At 73.1% G+C, this 17,744-nt stretch carries 17 protein-coding genes and 1 pseudogene; 9 read left to right on the top strand and 9 right to left on the bottom strand.

All coding sequences use genetic code 11. The features are described 5' to 3' along the window. The first annotated feature begins 242 nt into the window (after positions 1-242). Positions 243-989, top strand: coding sequence for a phosphotransferase family protein (locus ABD191_RS09945; RefSeq protein ID WP_344079218.1), 747 nt, complete (start codon positions 243-245; stop codon positions 987-989). Between the two features lie 23 nt (positions 990-1,012). Here the strand turns inward: ABD191_RS09945 and ABD191_RS09940 are convergent, their stop codons facing one another. After that, entirely contained in the window at positions 1,013-1,924 is a 912-nt protein-coding gene (locus tag ABD191_RS09940) for an endonuclease domain-containing protein (RefSeq protein WP_344079172.1), read from the bottom strand. 137 nt (positions 1,925-2,061) lie between these two features. Between ABD191_RS09940 and ABD191_RS09935 the strand changes: the two genes are divergently transcribed. Further along, positions 2,062-2,199 (top strand): hypothetical protein, encoded by a 138-nt coding sequence (locus tag ABD191_RS09935; RefSeq protein WP_344079171.1) that lies wholly within the window; start codon positions 2,062-2,064, stop codon positions 2,197-2,199. Between the two features lie 43 nt (positions 2,200-2,242). Here the strand turns inward: ABD191_RS09935 and ABD191_RS09930 are convergent. The 3 genes and pseudogenes from ABD191_RS09930 to ABD191_RS09920 form a co-directional block, all read right to left on the bottom strand. Further along, positions 2,243-3,349 (bottom strand): annotated as a pseudogene (locus ABD191_RS09930) (PP2C family protein-serine/threonine phosphatase); the annotation flags it as partial. 160 nt (positions 3,350-3,509) lie between these two features. Beyond that, positions 3,510-4,046, bottom strand: a complete 537-nt coding sequence (locus tag ABD191_RS09925; protein WP_344079170.1) for a septal ring lytic transglycosylase RlpA family protein — start codon at positions 4,044-4,046, stop codon at positions 3,510-3,512. A gap of 125 nt (positions 4,047-4,171) precedes the next feature. Then, entirely contained in the window at positions 4,172-4,750 is a 579-nt protein-coding gene (locus ABD191_RS09920; protein WP_344079169.1) for a sigma-70 family RNA polymerase sigma factor, read from the bottom strand. 103 nt (positions 4,751-4,853) lie between these two features. Here ABD191_RS09920 and ABD191_RS09915 point away from each other — a divergent pair, with 103 nt between their 5' ends. Next, positions 4,854-5,684, top strand: coding sequence for a zf-HC2 domain-containing protein (locus tag ABD191_RS09915; protein ID WP_344079167.1), 831 nt, complete (start codon positions 4,854-4,856; stop codon positions 5,682-5,684). Between the two features lie 26 nt (positions 5,685-5,710). On the opposite strand, the gene ABD191_RS09910 is transcribed toward ABD191_RS09915, so the two are convergent. Next, positions 5,711-6,640 (bottom strand): phosphatase PAP2 family protein, encoded by a 930-nt coding sequence (locus ABD191_RS09910; protein ID WP_425560693.1) that lies wholly within the window; start codon positions 6,638-6,640, stop codon positions 5,711-5,713. 63 nt (positions 6,641-6,703) lie between these two features. Between ABD191_RS09910 and ABD191_RS09905 the strand changes: the two genes are divergently transcribed. Next, positions 6,704-7,096 carry a PPOX class F420-dependent oxidoreductase gene (locus ABD191_RS09905; RefSeq protein ID WP_344079164.1) on the top strand — a complete coding sequence of 131 codons (393 nt, stop codon included), beginning with the start codon at positions 6,704-6,706 and terminating at the stop codon, positions 7,094-7,096. On the opposite strand, the gene ABD191_RS09900 is transcribed toward ABD191_RS09905, so the two are convergent. Continuing rightward, positions 7,087-8,139 (bottom strand): lysylphosphatidylglycerol synthase transmembrane domain-containing protein, encoded by a 1,053-nt coding sequence (locus tag ABD191_RS09900; RefSeq protein ID WP_344079162.1) that lies wholly within the window; start codon positions 8,137-8,139, stop codon positions 7,087-7,089. The two genes, ABD191_RS09905 and ABD191_RS09900, sit on opposite strands and share 10 nt — an antisense overlap. A gap of 138 nt (positions 8,140-8,277) precedes the next feature. Here ABD191_RS09900 and ABD191_RS09895 point away from each other — a divergent pair, with 138 nt between their 5' ends. Beyond that, positions 8,278-10,413: a HelD family protein gene (locus tag ABD191_RS09895; protein WP_344079160.1), complete on the top strand. Its 2,136-nt coding sequence runs from the start codon at positions 8,278-8,280 to the stop codon at positions 10,411-10,413. Between the two features lie 98 nt (positions 10,414-10,511). On the opposite strand, the gene ABD191_RS09890 is transcribed toward ABD191_RS09895, so the two are convergent. Further along, positions 10,512-12,191 carry a DUF885 domain-containing protein gene (locus ABD191_RS09890; protein WP_344079158.1) on the bottom strand — a complete coding sequence of 560 codons (1,680 nt, stop codon included), beginning with the start codon at positions 12,189-12,191 and terminating at the stop codon, positions 10,512-10,514. Between the two features lie 71 nt (positions 12,192-12,262). On the opposite strand from ABD191_RS09890, the gene ABD191_RS09885 reads away from it, so the two are divergent. Then, entirely contained in the window at positions 12,263-13,192 is a 930-nt protein-coding gene (locus ABD191_RS09885; protein WP_344079156.1) for a DMT family transporter, read from the top strand. Here the strand turns inward: ABD191_RS09885 and ABD191_RS09880 are convergent. Next, positions 13,179-14,240 (bottom strand): PHP domain-containing protein, encoded by a 1,062-nt coding sequence (locus tag ABD191_RS09880; RefSeq protein WP_344079154.1) that lies wholly within the window; start codon positions 14,238-14,240, stop codon positions 13,179-13,181. The two genes, ABD191_RS09885 and ABD191_RS09880, sit on opposite strands and share 14 nt — an antisense overlap. 99 nt (positions 14,241-14,339) lie before the next feature. On the opposite strand from ABD191_RS09880, the gene ABD191_RS09875 reads away from it, so the two are divergent. Beyond that, entirely contained in the window at positions 14,340-15,284 is a 945-nt protein-coding gene (locus tag ABD191_RS09875) for a hypothetical protein (protein WP_344079152.1), read from the top strand. A gap of 13 nt (positions 15,285-15,297) precedes the next feature. Beyond that, positions 15,298-16,275: an S-methyl-5-thioribose-1-phosphate isomerase gene (mtnA, locus tag ABD191_RS09870; protein ID WP_344079150.1), complete on the top strand. Its 978-nt coding sequence runs from the start codon at positions 15,298-15,300 to the stop codon at positions 16,273-16,275. Here the strand turns inward: mtnA and ABD191_RS09865 are convergent. After that, entirely contained in the window at positions 16,272-17,240 is a 969-nt protein-coding gene (locus ABD191_RS09865; protein WP_344079148.1) for a prephenate dehydrogenase/arogenate dehydrogenase family protein, read from the bottom strand. The genes mtnA and ABD191_RS09865 overlap by 4 nt on opposite strands. 107 nt (positions 17,241-17,347) lie before the next feature. Between ABD191_RS09865 and ABD191_RS09860 the strand changes: the two genes are divergently transcribed. Next, positions 17,348-17,686: a hypothetical protein gene (locus ABD191_RS09860; RefSeq protein WP_344079146.1), complete on the top strand. Its 339-nt coding sequence runs from the start codon at positions 17,348-17,350 to the stop codon at positions 17,684-17,686. Positions 17,687-17,744: the final 58 nt, after the last annotated feature.

Genomic DNA, 17,744 nt, shown 5'->3' with positions numbered 1-17,744 from the left:
GCAACCAGAGTGCGCACCTTGCTTGGCCCGACCCGTGGGGCCCGCGCCTCGGGCCTCCTCGCGCATGGTCCTCGCGAGGCGCTTGGGCACCTGGCGTGCGGGCACGCGCGTCGGGAAGGTGCGCACTTTGGCGGCTTCGGCGGCTGCCGTAGCCACCACTGTGCGCACCTTGCTCAGGAGGCCCGGGTTGGTGGCGGTCGTGCGAGGTAATCCCGGCGACATCGGTGGGCAGTTCCGACATCATGGCCGGCGTGCACGAAGTCGAGGTTGTCGTCGCCCATAGCGAGCGCGCGACCGTGCGCGTCGGCGACATGTTTGTGAAGATCGACGCTGATCAGGGCCGCACCGACGTCGAGGTCGAGGCGATGGCGATGGCGCCGGTCCCGACCCCGGAGATTCTGTGGCGCAAGCCGCACGTGCTCGCGCTCGCGGCTCTCCCCGGTAGGGCGCTCGGACGCCTCGGTGAGCCATCGACCGCCACGCCGGCCGCGTGGGCCGCGGCGGGTTCCGCCGTCCGGATGCTGCACCACGCGCCGTTGCCGCCATGGCCAGGTCGCAGCGTCGACTGGTTCGCATCGCGTCTCGACGAGGAGTGCGCGTGGCTCATCGCCAACGATGTTCTTCCCGCCGAGGTGGTCACCCGCAACCGCCGGCTCGCCGAGACCGCACTCCGGCCGTGGACACCCGTGTTCATCCACGGCGACCTGCAGGTCGACCACGTCTTCGTCGCCGGTGACGAGGTCACCGGCATCGTCGACTGGTCCGAGGCGTCCCAGGGCGACGCGCTCTTCGACCTCGCCATTCTCACGCTCGGACACCCGGAGCACCTGGGCGACGTCGTCGCGGGCTACGGCACCGATGTCGACCACGACCTCATCCGCGCGTGGTGGTCGTTGCGCTGCCTGACGAACGTACGTTGGCTGGCCGAGCACGGCTACGGCTCGCCGGACACCTTCCCCGAGGTCGCCGTGCTGCGATCCCAGCCGTGAGGCTCCCCGGGCGGCCGGGATCGTCAGCGGCGGGACCTTATCGCGGCGCGGATTTCCGCTAACAGGGTGGGGCGGTCGTGACGGAGCCGGTCCGCCGTCACGTGGATGACCAGCCAGCCTGCCGCTTGCAGGCGGTTGAGGCGACGCCGGTCCTTTTGCAGCTGGTCGAGGCTGGCGTGCCAGGCGCCGTCGTACTCGATGGCGATCCGCAGGGCCTCGTACGCGAGGTCGACGCGTCCGATGAAGCCGGCCGAGTCGTGCACCTGCACCTGGAGGTCAGGTTTGGGCAGGCCGCCGAGCACGATCGCCATCCGCAGGCGGCTCTCCTGAGGTGACTCCGACCGTCCGTCCGCCCACGCCACGGCGCGGGCGAACCGGCGGGTTCCGCGCGTTCCGGTTCTTTCGCGTCGGGCGCGGCCGTGGTCGGCCAGCTCCGGCGGCGTCACCAGGCCGAGGCGCAGAAAGCGATCGAGTACGACGACGGCATCCTCGGGCGTACTCCATTGGGTGAGGTCCCAACACGTTCGCAGCGGTGTGGTGACCGGCATGCCGCGAACCGTGCGGACGTCGCTGGGCGGGAACGTCGCGGTGTGGGCGACGATGCCGGCGGTCCTCGGTACGAACCAGGTGCGGCCAACCGGACGTGGCACGAGGACCTCGACGGGCGCGCTGTCGTCGTTGAGGCCGGGGCCGAGCAGTGTGGCCGCTGAATGACCGGCGATGGCGCCGCTGTCCGGCAGCAGGTATTTCGCGACCGCACGGCAGCTCAGCTCGTGGCTTGGCGGGATAGTGGAGTCCACGTAGACGCCACGGATCACGGGGCGCCATGCGCTGCTGCGCAGTTGAGCCCTGGTCAGCTGGCCTTTGGTGACGGCCGTGGGGCCGTGGAACAAACGGCCGCGCAGCGGCGGCGGCCGATGTGGTTGACGGGGCATGCCCGCAATCATCAGTGTTGATCACGACGCTGCGGGCGTACCTGTGCACAACGTGGTGGCCTGTGGACAGTCGCCCGGAGCGACCTATCCGTCTAAAGGGGACGACACCGGACGTGAAAGGCGTTCGTTGGCAGTGCATGACCGCCGGTACGAAGCTGATGTCGTTCTTCCGGGCGCTGTTCGCGCCGCACTACCCGCGCAACTACATCGGGCGCCACCGGGCCCGGTACGCGATTCCGTTGCCGGTCAGCCTGGTGTCGCTGCGCCGGGGCTGACGGAGGGCGTCGAGTCGGGCCGGCGGATCGGGGCGGGCGGCGGGGTACCGCCGATCTCCCAGCTCGGCACGGCCGGCTCGGCGGGCGGCTTGGCGCCCGTGTACTCCAGCAGGAGCAGGGCGATGTCGTCGTCGAGGCGGCCGCGCACCCACTCGACAAGGGCGCTCTCCAGGGACGCGAGGCCGTGCTCGACCGTGCCGTGGCCGAGCAGCGCCCAGGCCCGGTCGGTCGTGGGGAAGAACTCGCCGGCCCGGCGCGCCTCGGCGAGGCCGTCCGTGTAGAGCAGCAGCCGGTCACCCGGCTCCAGGCGCTCCGTGCGGACCTGGGGGACCGGGCCGAAGCCCAGCGGCGGGGCCGGGGCGGGCGGATCGAGAGGGATGACCTGGCCACGCCGCAGCAGCAGGGGTGCCGGGTGGCCGCAGTTGTAGACCGACAGGGTCCCGCCGCGCTCCTCGATGACGGCCGCGGTGACGAAGTCCTCCTCGCCGACGGAGCGGACCACCGCGTGATCCAGGTCCGCGACGATGGCCCGCAGCTCGGCCCGCTCGAAGGCCGCGTGCCGGAACGAGCCCAGCACGTTGATCGCGAGCCGGATGGCGTCGATGCCCTTGCCGCGCACGTCTCCGATGATCATGCGTACGCCGTACCGCGTGGCGACGGCCTCGTACAGGTCGCCGCCGATGTCGGCGGCGGCGCTCGCGGAGACGTACCGGCCGGCGACGGCGAGTTGGCCGATCTGCGGGCCGACCGGGCGTAGCACGGCCTCCTGGGCGATCGTGACGAGCCGGGACAGCTCGGCGTAGCGCTCCTCCTGGCGTTGGCGGACGGTGCTCACCACGACGGCCACCAGCGTGGCCAGCACCATGGCGGTCACCCGGATCACCGCGTTCAGGTCGAAGCGGTCCGGGTCGACCAGGCTGAAGATGAGAGTGAGCGCGGTGCAGACCGCGCCGATCGAGACGACGTAGCGCCACCGGACGAATGCCGCGGCGAGGAACGGGGCCGCCGACAACCAGCCTGCGTAGTGCAGCCGCGGCCCGTCGAACACCTCGACGGCGGACACGAACACGATCAGAGCGCCGGCTGCGGCGAGGCCGGCGCGCGCCTCGGGATTCAGCGGTTCTCTGGCCACGACATGTCTCTCGTCCATCGGGGCGACGCTTGCAGTTCCAGCATGCCGGACTGTGGTCGCTTTCCTGACAGGCTGGAGGCTAAGTCGACCGGGCGGCGCCCGCTTCCATCCGTTCGGTCGGACGCCTTAGTTCGGACCCTTCACTGGTGCGTAAGACCCCTGCCGAGGGGTCTTAGTCTCACCCCGCGAGCACCTCGAACTTGACGCGAATGGACTCGGCCGAGTCTTTAGCGATCTTGGAGAAGGCGTCGTGGGAGAGGTCGAGGCAGCGCCCGTCCGTGTCCGGGCCGCGGTCGCTGATCCGGACCACAACCCAGGCCCCGGTCGACGGGTTCGTGACCCGCACCCGGGTGTCGAGCGGCAGCGTGCGGTGCGCCGCCGTGAGGGTGCCCGCCGCGTCGTAGGCCGATGCCTTACAGGTGCCGGCGACGACGACCTTGCCGTCGGTGGCCGGCGCGTCGCGGTCGGCGTCGCGGCCGGCCCGCTCGGCGTCCCGGTCTTCGCCGAGATTGGGAAGATCATTCAGGGAGTACGTGCTGACAGCGGCGGGTGTGGCCGTCGGCGACGCGGTGGCGTTCAGGACGGCGCCGGCCCCGCCGACGAGGACGCCGGCGATGGTCAGCGTCGCCGCGAGGCGGCCGAGCCTGCGTGACCGGTTACGGCGGGGGCGCGGCTTGATGCGGCCGCCATGGCGGGCGGCGTATCGGTCGCTCACGTGACCATCCTTATCCGGGGGTGGCAGGGCCGACGACGAAGATAACGAACCCGTCACAGTGGACGTCAAGTCGAGCGGGTGGTTGCGCCGGAATTACGGTGTTTGCCGTCCCGGAGGGGTGAAACTCAACCGATCCGGCGCGCGCGCCCGCCGCCGGCGTCCCCGAGCGCGGCGGCGAGGTCGCCGCGGGCGCGGGCCACCCGCGAGCGGATGGTGCCGATCGGGCACTCGCAGACCTCGGCGGCCTCCTCGTAGCTCATCCCGAGCAGTTGCGTGGCGACGAACGCCTCCCGTCGCTCGTCCGGCAGCGCGCGGATCAGGTCGGCGAGGAGCACGCCGTCCTCGAAGCCGCCCTGCCGCTGGCCCGGGGCTGCCTCGGCGGCCGACTGCCAGTCGGTGAGGTTGGCCAGCCGTGGCCGGCGGGTCGCCGTGCGGATGTGGTCGACCGCGGTCCGGCGGGCGATGGACATCAGCCACGTCCGGGCGCTGGACAGGCCCGCGAAGCTGGGCAGGGCGCGCATGGCGCGCAGGTACGTCTCCTGGGCCAGGTCCTCGGCGATGCCTGCCCCGACCAGGTACGTCAGGAAGCGCAGGAGGTCCGACTGGGTCGCGGCCACCAGGGCGCCCGCGGCCGCGCGATCGCCGCGCCCGGCCGCCAGCGCAAGCTGAGTGATCTCAGCGTCATCGATGCGTGCCCCTGGCATCCGGTCAGGGTAGTGCATGCCCCGCCCGCGCCCGAAACACGCCACCGGATCGGACAGTCGCCCTGGTGGGAACCGGCGTGGACACGCGGGCGACTATAGGAACATGGGGTGCGAGGACTTTCGTGAGGCACTGTCCGCCCGGCTCGACGGCGAGGCCGAGCCCGTCGGGGCGGCGGTCACCGACGCGCACCTGGCCGGCTGCCCGGACTGCGCGGCCTGGTACGACGCGGCGGCCGGCGTCACCCGCCTGGCCCGCCTGCGGGTCGCCGAACCCGAGCCGGTGCTGAGCGCCACCGCCCTGGCGGCGGTCCTGGACGCCGTCCCGCCGCCGTCCCGCGGGAAACGGTTACGCCTGTTCGGGCCAGCGGATGCCGAACGCCGGCGGCGGCGGGCGACCGTGCTGTGGCGGCTGCTCGGCTGCCTCGGCGCCGCGCAGTTCCTGCTCGGCGTGGCCCAGATCGGCAGCGCCTCGGCCGGCCATGTGCACGCCGGCGGCAGCATCGGCGGCGGGGTCGCGGCCGGCGTGACCGCCGGGCACCTGTGGCACGAGTCGGCCGCCTGGAACGTCGCGATCGGCGCGGCGTTCGGATGGATCGCGCTGCGTCGCCTCCGGCCGGCCGGCAGCCTGCCCATCCTCACCGCCTTCCTGGCCGTCCTGGCACTGGTCAGCATCGGCGACGCGCTCGGCGGGAAGGTCGCCTGGACCCGCCTGGCCAGCCACGGCGTCCTCGTCGCGGGGTACCTGATCCTGCTCGGGCTGGGTCGCCTCGACGCGGAGGGCCGCCCGCCCGGCGCCCGCGCGGGCGGGACGCCGCGCTGGCGCGTCCAGTTCGACGAACCGTCCGACGGGACGCCACCGGCGGCCCTGCTGCGCCTGCCGACCCGCCGCACCCCGCCGCCCGCGACAGCCGAGGCCACCCGCCACGCGGCCTGACCGAGGGCGTCGGACGCGCGCTGGCCTCAGGGCGCGGTCGACGTGGCGACCAGCGCGGGGGTCGGGGTCGCCCGGGGCGGCACGACGCGGTGCACGGTGGCGAGCACGCTGGCCATGACGAGGGCGGCCGTGCCGGTGATCGCGGCGGCGCTGCCCGCGTAGAACAGGAACAGGTCACGGCGGCGCATGTCCTCAGGCGGGTTGATCAGCGCCGTATCCACCCAGTTCAGCGCCCCGATCGAGACCAGCAGCGCGAGGCCGCCGAGCAGCGCGAGGCTCGCCGCCACGAACGCGTTCGTGCGCCGCGCCTCGACGACCTCCCCCGGCTCGGCCCGTTGCGCGACCAGCAGGACCAGCCCGCCGAGCGCCGCCCAGCCACCCACCACGAGCAGCGCCGCGATCGCGTCGGAGGGCCGGTGCCAGCCGGCGGACATGGTGGCGACCCCGGCCAGCGCGGCGTACCCGGCGCCCGCCACGCCGGCCACCCCGCGCGCCCGCACGGGCAGTACGAGCACGAGCGCGATGGCCACCGAGGCGGCGATCGTGGTGTGGCCGCTGGGCAGGCTGTTGCCGACCGCCTCGCGGGCGGGGTCGACGCCGAGTTCCGGCCGGTACAGGCCGTGCTTGAGCAGTTGCGTGGTCACGTTCGCGCCGGCGATGAGGCCGCCCGCCACGAGGGCGAGCAGCACGCGGCCGCGGGCCAGGGCGATGAGCACGATGACGGCGGTGGCGGCCGCGACGGAGGCCACCGACATGGCGTCGAGGACCCGGTCGACGAACGGCTCCACGGTGTCGCGGCCGATCGTGTTGCCGGCCAGCGCGGCTGTGTCGACGAGCTGCCCATGTTCGGTGCGTACGGAGAACCGCCACACGGCGATCAGGGCCGTGGCCTGCAGAAACCCCACCAACACCAGCCATGCCGCGGTCCACCCGAAGCCCCGGTTGCGCATACGCAAAAGGTATCCGTCGGGACGTGAACCTGGCATGACGAGCCTGCGCGACGGCGTAGATTCCTAGGCATGGCAACACTTAGCGACGAGGATGTCGCCCTGCTCAGCGAGCCTCAGCTCGCCCACCTCTCAGTCATAGATTTCGATGGCGCGCCACACGTCACACCCGTCTGGGTGGACACGGACGGCGAGTACATCCTGATCAACACCGCGAAGGGCCGGGCGAAGTACGAGAACCTGCGCCGCGATCCGCGCGTCGCCGTCTCGGTCGTGGACCGGAACGACGACTGGCGCACGCTGCTGGTGCAGGGTACGGCCGAGCTGGTCGAGGAGGGCGCCGACGCGCATATCGACAAGCTCGCCAAGAAGTACCTCGGCAAGGAGCAGTACCCGTTCCGGCAGCCGGGCGAGGAGCGCGTCATCGTGCGGATCTCCCCGACCCACAAGCTGCGTCAGGGGTAGGCGGCCGCGGTCTCCGGCACGGCGGCTGGCGTGTCCGGGATCCGCCAGCGCCGCTCGCCCCGGCGGATGCTCAGCCAGGTCACCAGCCCGGCCGGCAGGATCAGCCAGCAGGAGAACAGCCGGTACCCGAGCACGGCCGCGGCCGCTGGCGCCTGCGCGGCCCCGGCCGACACCAGCGCGGTGAGCAGGCTGGCCTCGATCAGGCCGATGCCGCCCGGCGTCACCGGGAACTGCCGGATCAGCTGGATCGCCAGGTAGGGTGCTGCCAGGTCGAAGAAGCCGAGCTGGAGGTGGAACGCCTGCGTGGCGGCCAGGAGGCAGGCGAGGTCCGCGACCCAGGACAGTACGGCCCACAGCAGCGCGAGTTGCCAGTGCCGCCACGGGACGGCGCCCGCCTCGCGCAGTGCCGCCCGTACGGGCCAGATCTTCCTGGCCAGCCACCCCGCGGGGGCGACGGCCGACTCGGCGGTGACCGGCGCGGACGTCGCGCGGGGTTCGCGGGTGAGCACGCTGCCGACGCCGGCCACGCCGATGACCGCCGCCAGCACGCCCAGCGCGCCGGCCATGCCCGGGTGGTCGCGGATCACCTCGCCGAGGCCGCCGATCAGGTGCGCGGCGGCGCCGGTGAGGTAGAGCATCGCGAGGCCGGCGAACGAGATGAAGCCGGACAGGATCATCACCGTGGTTGCCGTCTGGCGGCTCGCGCCCCAGACGCGGAACTGCTTGTACGCGAAGCCCGAGGAGACGGCCGAGCCGGCCGGCAGGCCGATGGCGATCGCCGAGCGGCTCACCGTCAGGGCCATGGCACGGTGCATGGTGGTCGGTACGCCGAACGCGAGCAGCAGGCGTCGTTGCTGGTGGGCGAAGAAGCGCAGCGAAAACGCCTCGGCGACGGCGGCCACGACCAGCCAGAACGGGTTGGCCGAGCGCAGCGCGGCGAGCAGGTCACCCGGATCCGGCAGCTTTCCGCGCAGCGTCAGCACCACCGCGGCCACGGTGGCCACGGCGATGAGGAGGCGGAGCCACCGGGGGATGCGTTGCACGAGACTAGAACGTACTCGTCGGTTGACCAGTCAACTATCGAGTTATCCCTCTGAGAGATCGACGTCACGGGCGCGCGCCCGCGGGCGAATGACGGACAATCAAGGGTCGCGTCCCCAGCTGAGAAGAGGTCCTTGGCCGTGCAGCCCATTGAGCCGACCCCCACCGGGGACGGCGAGTCGACCCGGCAGGCTGAGATCGCGCGTGAGCAGCGTCACGTCGACAAGGTGTACGCCCGCCTCGAGACCGTACGGGCGGAGGCCGAGCGCGCCCGCACGGAGGGGTACGCCCTGGCGCGTGCGCGTACGCCCGGGTCCCTCGTGGAGCGCGACGCGATGGTCTATCACGCGGCGCAACGACTGCGGGCCCTCGACGCGGAGTACGAGGGACTGGTCTTCGGGCGGCTGGATCTCGTCGACGGCGAGGTGCGCCACGTGGGCCGCCTCGGGGTGCGCGACGACGAGCACGAACCCTTGGTCATCGACTGGCGGGCGCCCGGGGCCGCGCCGTTCTACCAGGCCACGGCCGAGCAGCCGCTGGGCGTCGCGCGCCGGCGCGTGATCCGGTCCAACGGGCCGACCGTGTTGGACGTGGAGGACGACCTGCTGGACGTGGCGGGCGCCGAGGCCGCTGGCGTCTCGGTCACCGCGGTCGGCGATGGTGCGCTGATCGCGAGCCTCGCGCGGGCCAAGGGCACCCGGATGCGCGACATCGTGGCGACCATCCAGCGCGAGCAGGACGAGGCGATCCGGGCGCCGGCCGGCGGCGTGACGATCATCGAGGGCGGCCCGGGTACCGGCAAGACGGCCGTCGCGCTGCACCGGGCCGCGCACCTGCTCTACCGCGACCGGCGCCGGTTCGAGGGCGGCGGCGTGCTTCTCGTCGGACCGTCGTCCGTGTTCATGTCCTATGTGGAGCGGGTGCTGCCCTCGCTGGGCGAGGAGACGGTCGAGCTGCGCGCGCTCGGCGCCGTCCTGGACGGCGTGCGCTCGGAGCGGCTCGACCCACCCGCGGTCGCCGCGATCAAGGGTGCGCTGCGCATGCGGGCCGTCCTGCGTCGCGCGGTGCGCGAGGCGCCGGCGGACGCGCCGCGCGAGCTGCGCGTGGTCTTCGGCGGCCAGGTGCTGCGCGTGCGCGAGCGGGAGTTGGGCGCCGCGCGCCGGCAGGTCAACGGCCGGGTGCAGCGGGCCAACGCGGCCCGGCAGGAGGTGCGCCGCGTCCTGCTCGACGCCGCGTGGGCCGCCCGCCCGGAGGGCGTGTCGTGGGACCGCGGCCGGTTCAACGAGGACGTCGCCGACTCCGACGCCTTCGCGGACTTCGCGCGCCGCTGGTGGCCCGTGCGTACGCCGGTCGACGTCCTGGCCGCGCTGGCCGACCCGAAGCGGCTGGCCCGGGTCGGCGGCCGCGACCTGACCCCCGGCGAGGTCTCGCCGCTGGCCCGGTCCTGGGCGAACGTGCGCAAGGACCCGTCCGTGGCCGACATCGCACTCCTCGACGAGCTGCGCACCATGCTCGGCGAGCCGCCGGCCCCGCCCCGCAAGCGCGACCCGTACCTGCTCATCGACGGCGTCCGCGAGCTGACCAGCGCTGCCGACCGCGAGTTCGCCCAGCGCGAGCGCGCGGCCCGGCCGGACAACTACGACGGGTACGCCCATGTGCTGCTCGACGAGGCGCAGGACGTCTCCCCGATGCAGTGGCGCATGCTGGGCCGCCGTGGCCAGTACGCCAGCTGGACGATCGTCGGCGACGCCGCCCAGAGCGCGTGGCCGGACCTGAACGAGGCGCGGGTGGCCCGCGACGAGGCGCTGCGCGGCAAGCGGGTGCGCCGCTTCCACCTGGGCACCAACTACCGCAACCCGGCGGAGATCTTCGAGTTCGCCGCCCCGGTGGTGCGCCGGGCCGTGCCCGACGCGGACCTGCCGGTGGCCGTGCGCCGCACCGGCGCCGTGCCCGAGCACCGCGCCGTGACCGATCTGCCCACGGCGGCCCGCGCGGCCGTCGACGAGCTGCTCGCGGCCGTCGACGGCACGGTCGGCGTCATCAGCACGGCCGCGCGTCGGCGCGAGGTCGAGGGGTGGTTGCGGCCCGACCCGCGCCTGCAGGTCGTCGACGGCATGCAGGCCAAAGGCATGGAGTACGACGCGGTGCTCGTGGTCGCGCCGGAGGAGTTGGCGGCGGAGTCCGCGGCCGGCGTACGGGTGCTGTACGTGGCGCTGACCCGGGCCACGCACCGCCTCACCACGATCGGGGCGGACGACTCCTGGCTGAACGGCTGAGGTCCTTGCTCCGAAAGGGGCGTCCCGTCGACGTCGCGGTGTGACCCGGGGTCGCGCGGAGGGCCGTCACGGTTCGTGACGGCCCTCCGCACGAGGGATCAGATGCGGTCGAGGGCGGCGCGGAGGGGGTCCAGGCCCAGGGCACCGAGGTCCAGGGCCGCGCGGTGGAAGGCCTTGAGGTCGAAGTCGGCGCCCTTGCGGGCCTCCGCGTCGGCGCGGGCCTGCATCCAGATGCGCTCGCCCACCTTGTAGGCGGGCGCCTGGCCCGGCCAGCCCAGGTAGCGGTTGAGCTCGAAGCGCAGCAGCTCGTCGTCGATGCGGCAGTGCTCGCGCATGAACTCCCAGCCCAGCTCGGGGGTCCAGCGCTCGCCGGGGTGGAAGCCGAACGGGTTGTCGCGCGGGATCTCCAGCTCCAGGTGCATGCCGATGTCGACGATCACGCGGCCGGCCCGGAACGTCTGCGCGTCCAGCATGCCGAGCTTGTCGCCCGGGTCGGCGAGGTAGCCCAGTTCGTCCATGAGCCGCTCGGCGTACAGTGCCCAGCCCTCGCCGTGGCCCGAGCACCAGCACAGCAGGCGCTGCCAGCGGTTGAGCAGCTCCTTGCGGACGACCGTCTGCGCGACCTGCAGGTGATGGCCGGGCACGCCCTCGTGGTAGACCGTGGTGACCTCGCGCCAGGTGGAGAACTCCGTCGTGCCCTCCGGCACGGCCCACCACATGCGGCCCGGTCGGCTGAAGTCCTCGCTCGGGCCGGTGTAGTACACGCCGCCGTCGCTGGTCGGCGCGATCATGCATTCGATACGGCGTACCTGCTCGGGAATGTCGAAGTGCGTGCCGCCCAGGTCCGCGATCGCACGGTCGGCCAGTTCCTGCATCCACTCCCGGAACGCCTCCTTGGTGGGCAGGCTGCGCTTCGGGTCCGCGTCGAGGGCCGCGACCGCGTCGTCGACCGTGCCGCCCGGCACGATCCGGCCGGCCGTGGCCCGCATCTCTGTCTCCAGGCGGGCCAGCTCCTCAAAACCCCACGCGTACGTCTCGTCGAGGTCCACCTTGGCGCCCAGGAAGTACTGCGAGGCGAGCTGGTAACGGTCGCGGCCCACGCCCTGCTTCTCGCGGCCCAGCGGCGCGAGTTCCGCGCGCAGGAACTCGGCGAACCCGGCCGTGGCCTCGGTCGCGGCGGCCGCGGCGGCGTCCAGGTCGCGGCCCAACGACGCGGGGACCTCGCCCGCCGCGCGGACCCGTTCGACGAGTCCCGGCCAGAAGTTGTCCTTGGCCGGGTCGCTCCAGCTGTCGCACTGCTTGGCCATTTCGAGCATCTGGTCCCGCGCGGAGACGTGCCCGTCCGCCGCCGCCTCCCGGATGGTCTCGGTGAACTGGGCCACCGCCGCCGGGAACGCCGCCATCCGCGCCGCGATGTTCGCGGCCGCGTCGTCGCCGGCCAGCGGCATGAGGTCGAACACGCCCCGCGTGCCGTGCAGGGCACTCGAGATGACGTTGATCTCGCTGGTGATCTCGCCGGCGTCGTACCGGGCCAGGGCCAGTCCCAGGCGCTCCTCCATGGCCTCCTTGGCGACGCGCTCCCGCTCGTCGGCCGGCTCCACCGAGGAAAGCTCCGCCAGCGTGCGCCTGTCCAGCTCGGCGAGCGCGGCGAACCCGCCCGGCGAAAGGTCGGTCAGTCTGTCGTCGTATCCGGCGATGCCCACCGAGGTCGCGCCGACCGGGTCCAGCGCGGCCCAGTCGTCAACGTAGCTGTCGGCGATCTCATCAGTACGTCCCATTGACGCAACCTACCGTCATCACCGGGAAATGGGCGCGCGCATTGTCGCACCGAGCATGCAGGATAGGGGCCGTGACGACCCCGGTCCTTACCGAACCTCGGGCGGGCGACGCCCGGGCCTGGCTGCCCGCCTATGCGACGCTCGCCCTGTTATGGGGTGCGAGCTTTCTGTTCATCAAGGTCGCCGTCGAGGGCGGCGTCGCGCCGATCTACCTGACGCTCGGCCGGTGCGCCGCCGGCGCGCTCGTGCTCGTCGTGCTCCTGGCGGTCACGCGCGACCGGCTGCCGCGCGACCCGCGCCTGTGGGGCCACCTCGCGCTGCTCGCGTTCATCGGCAACGTGGTGCCGTTCACCCTGTTCGGGTACGGCGAGCAGCGCGTCTCGTCCATCCTCGCGGGCATCTGGAACGGCACGACGCCGCTGATGGTGCTGCTCGTCGTGCTGCTGTTCATGCCGTCCGAGCGGCCGACCCGCGAGCGCATCCTCGGGCTGGTGGTCGGGTTCGTCGGCGTCCTCGTCGTGCTCGGCGTGTGGCGCGACGTCGGCGGCGGGGAGCTGACCGGGCAGCTCATGTGCTTCGGGGCGGCGGCCTGTTACGGCTTCGCCATCCCGTACACGAAAAAGATCATGAACGGTCGGTCGGAGTCCGGCCTGGCGCTCGCCGGGGGACAGCTGGTGGCGGCCACCGCGCAGCTGCTCGTCATCGCGCCGCTGCTCGCCGGCGCCCCGCCCACCGGCTCGACGCTGACGCCCAAGGTGATCGCGAGCGTCGTGGCGCTCGGCGCGCTGGGCACGGGCGTGGCGTTCGCGCTCAACTTCCGGGTCATCCGCCTCGCGGGCACGACCACGGCGTCCACAGTCACCTACGTGGTGCCGCTGATCGCGACCGTGATCGGCATCGTCGTGCTGGCCGAACACCTCAGCTGGTACGAGCCGGTGGGTGCCCTCATCGTGCTGGCCGGCGTCGCCCTGTCCCAGCGCGCGCCCGCTAGGCGTGCGTAGCGGCCCAGGCGACCAGGTCGTCGGCCGACCAGGTGTTGATCACGCGTTCGGGCGGCACGCCGCAGGCGACCGCGCGGGCGCAGCCGGCGCGCTGCCAGTCGAGCTGGCCGGGCGCGTGCGCGTCCGTGTCGATCGAGAACCGGCAGCCCGCCTCGACGGCCAGTCGCAGCAGGCGCTTGGGCGGGTCGAGCCGGTCCGGCCGGCAGTTGATCTCGACGGCCTTGTCGTGCTCGACGCACGCCGCGAACACCTTCGCCGCGTCGAACCGGCTCTCCGCCCGGGACCGGCCCCGGTGACCCTTGTCGCCGCCGGACGTCGCCAGCTTCCGGCCCGTGCAATGGCCGAGGATGTCCAGGTGCGGGTTGCGGATCGCGGCCAGCATGCGGCGCGTCATCACGTCGGGCTCGTCGGCCAGGTTGCTGTGCACCGAGCCGACCACCACGTCCAGCTGCGCGAGCAGGTCGTCCTTCTGGTCCAGTGAACCGTCCGCGAGGATGTCCACCTCGATGCCGGTGAGGATCCGGAACGCCGTGCCCGTCGCCGCGAACGTCTCGTTGAGGGCGGCGACCACGTCGAGCTGTTCGCGCAGCCGGGAGGCCGTCAGGCCGTTCGCCACGGTCAGCCGCGGCGAGTGGTCGGTGAGCACCAGGTACTGGTGCCCGAGGCCGAGGGCGGCCATCGCCATCTCCTCGATCGGTGCCGACCCGTCCGACCACTCCGAGTGCGTGTGGCAGTCGCCGCGCAACGCCGTACGCAGCGCGGTCGTCGCCTCGTCCACATCGGAGCCCTCGGTGGCCAGCAGCCGGCGCAGGTAGACCGGTTCCTCGCCGGCCAGCGACTCCTCGACACACCGGGCCGTCACGGTGCCGACGCCGGCCAGCTTCGTCAGCGTGCCCGCCGCGGCCCGGGACGCGATCTCCTCCGCCGGCAGCTTGGTCAGCGTCGCGGCGGCCGAACGGAACGCCCGCACCCGGTACGTCGCCTCGTTCGCGGCCTCCAGCAGGAACGCTATGCGCTGCAGGTCAGCGACGGGGTCACGGCTTGCCATGCCTCTCACCGTAGTCGGTGGGTTCCTCGATAGGGTGCGTTCACGTCGATGGACCGGGAAGGGCGGGCGATGACACAGGCATCCGCGAGAGGACCGGTCGTGCCGGTCTCGCCGGGGTTCGGGCCCGCCGATGAGGCGGCCGCGCACGAGGCCTGGGCCAGCGCGGCGCGTTCGTCCACAGTGTTCTATCCACCCCGCCCGCTTGGTGTGGCGGGCTGGACCCGCACCTACCGCACCGCGCTCATGGTGCTCGGCGGGACGCTCGCATTCGCCGTCGCGTGGAGCAACCCGGACAAGGACACCTATCACTCCAACTGGCTGATCTGGACCGCCGTGGCGGTCCTGCTGGGCGCGCTGAGCGGCTCGGCGTTCGGGTCCGGACTGGCCCGCCGCGGCGAGGTGAACCGGGTCCTGCGCATCTCGCACTGGCAGACGATGCCGGCCATCGTCATGTTCCTGCTGCTCGCGACCGTCGCCGTGGTGAGCTCCAAGTTCTTCATCGGCAGCGGGCTGACCGCCCGGGGCGTCCTGCTCACCGCCATCGCCGTGGTGGGTGCCTTGCCCGCCGGGGCCACCCTCGCCGCGCTGCGCTGCCTGGCCCTGCGGGGCTTCACCGGTACGCCCGGCGAGCAGCTCGCCGCCCTGATCAAGCTGCGCCGGGTGCTCAAGCGGGTGCTGCAGCTGCTGGGCAGCCTGCTCGTGTTCATCGTGCTCGTGAACGCGGCCGCGATCGGTTGGGGCACGGCCAACCACCTCGACGAGGCGGCCGTCGTGTACACCGGCGCCGCCGGCACCCTGCTGGTCGGGCTCATGTACGTGCCCACCTCGGCGCTGCTGCGGCGGCGGGCGAGCATCTTCGTGAGCCAGTTCGTCGACCTGGCGCACGCGCCCCGTGAGCGGCTCGTCGAGGCCGCCGAGGACCGTGCCAAGCTGGAGCACCTGCTCGGCCTCGACCACACCACGTTGGGCGAGATCCAGGCCGGCCTCGTGATCGTAAGCCCGCTGCTGGCCAGCGCCGCCGCCGCGCTCCTGCCGCGCTTCTAGGTACCGTGAGCGCATGCGGACGATCGACTGGGTGGACGGCGCGGTGGAGATCATCGACCAGACCGCGTTGCCGGACACGGAACGGACCCTCCGGCTCACCACAGTCGACGAGGTGATCGACGCGATCCAGCGGCTCGCCGTGCGGGGCGCCCCCGCGATCGGGGTGGCCGGCGCGCTGGGCGTCGCGATCGCCGCCCGCCAGTACGCCGACGAGCCCGACGCGCTCACGTCGGCCGTACTCCGGTTGGAGACAGCGCGGCCCACGGCGGTGAACCTGGCCCGTGGCGTGCGCACGGCGGCGTCCGCCCTGGGCGGCGGGCCGCAGGCGGTCCTCGACGCCGCGCTCGCACTGCGCGACGCGGAGATCGCCAGTTCGGCCGCCATGGCCGAGCGGGGCGCCGACCTGGTCGCCGTGCTCTGCGGGTCGGCGCCCCGCCTGCTGACCCACTGCAACACCGGCGGGCTGGCCACGGTCACCGGCGGCACCGCGCTGGGCGTCGTCGCCGAGCTGCACCGGCGCGGCGGGCTGGGCGCGGTGATCGCCAGCGAGACGCGGCCGCTGCTGCAAGGGGCCCGGCTGACCGCGTGGGAGCTGGGGCGGCTCGGCATCGACTACCAGGTGGCGGTCGACGGGGCGGGGCCGTTCCTCATGGCGCGCGGCGAGGTCGACGCGGTGATCCTCGGCGCCGACCGGGTGTGCGCCAACGGCGACGTGATCAACAAGGTGGGCTCCTACGCGCACGCGCTGGGGGCGAGGGCGGCCGGCATCCCGTTCATCGTCGTGGCGCCCGAGACGACCGTCGACGAGCACACGCCGTCCGGCGAAACGGTCGAGATCGAGGACCGCGCGGCCGACGAGGTGCTGCATTTCGGCAACGCGCGCAGTGCGCCGCCCGGCGCCCGCGCCATCAACCCGGCGTTCGACGTCACCCCGTACCACCTGGTCACGGCCATCGTCACCGACACCCGGGTGATCGAGCCGAACGCCTAGACCGGGCGGACCGCCGTGACCGTCCGGCGGTCGGCGGAGACGGCGGTGACCCAGCCACCCGTCTCGCCCAGCGACAGCAGCTCCTTCGGGCGGGCCGGGATCGTCACCGGCGCCCCCCAGCCGCGCGGCCAGGAGCTGCGTACGTCGTGACCGGGCTGCGCCCAGGCGCGCACGGCGTTCACCGGGTCCTCGGCCAGCAGGGCCTCCCTCGCGTGCGCCAGCTCGGCGAGCAGCGCGTCGAGGGCCGCGAGGACCGGCCCGGAGTTCCCGCCGCACATCGCCGCGATCAGGCCGGGCGGGCTCGCCGCGACCCGGGTCCCGTCCCGGAACGAGCCGGCGGCCAGCGTGCCGGCCAGCGGCACGGCCGCCGCGCGCGACAGCGCGGAGGCGAGCAGGTGCGGCACGTGCGACACGGTCGCCACGGCCTCGTCGTGGGCGATCGCCGTGGTCGGTACGACCCGCACGCCCAGCCCGGTGGCCACGGTGGCCATCGTCAGCCAGTCGCCCAGGTCGGTCTCGGCGTCCAGGCACAGCACCCACGCGCAGCCCCGGAACAGCTCCGCGTCGGCGGAGGCGAAGCCGGCCCGCTCGCGGCCGGCCATCGGGTGCCCGCCGACGTACCCGAACAGCCGCTCGCGCTGGTTCACAAGCTCGCGTACGGGCTGCTTCACGGAGACCGCGTCCGTCACCAGGCCGCTGTAGCCGGCCGCCACGATCTGGTCGAGGACCTTGCCGACGGCGGGCAGCGGTGTGGCGATCGCGACGATGTCGGCCCGGCGAAGCGTGTCGCTCAGCGCCTTGGCGACCTCCCAGCGGGCAGCCGCCGGCGCCTGCGCGGCCGCCGTGCGGGCCATGGCGCGCGTCGCCGGGTCGGCGTCGTACCCGATGACCCGGTGACCGCCCGCCGCCAGGGCACGCAGCAGCGAGCCTCCGATGAGGCCGAGGCCGATGACCGCGACATCCACGGGCACACCCTATTCCGGCGCGGAAACTCCTCGCGTACCGCGTGACACGTAGCGGCGATTCGCGCAGTTCGCTCCTGCGGCCGGCGCGGGACACTACGCTTCGTTCGATGGATCGCTCCCGTCCCCCTTCGGGCCTGTTTCCGACCCGGCCGGCGCGACCCGCATTCCGCGAGCCGCATCCGGTCCGGGTCGGCGCCGTGCTCGCGGGCGCGGGCGCGGCGGCCGCCTGGCTTTTCGTCTTCGCGATGCTGGCCACCTCCGCGCGCGGCTTCGTGTGGCTGGTGCTCGGGGCGGCCGTCGTGGCGTGGCTGGTCGCCCTCCTGCTGGCCGCCGTCGGCGACCGCGGGGTCGCCGTCGGCGTGGCGCTCTCGGCCGGATGCGGCGTGGCGATCGCGATCGCGCTGGTCGTGGCCCGGTGGGCGGCAACGGGATGGTTTCTTTGGTAAACAGCACGTCAAGCGCGTGTCACGGGCCGTCATGGCCCTTGACGGCGCCGCGCGCATG

It is taken from the genome of Luedemannella helvata (assembly GCF_039528415.1).
GTDB classification, from domain to species: Bacteria; Actinomycetota; Actinomycetes; order Mycobacteriales; family Micromonosporaceae; genus Luedemannella; species Luedemannella helvata.
This window is presented reverse-complemented; position numbering and strand designations above follow the sequence as displayed.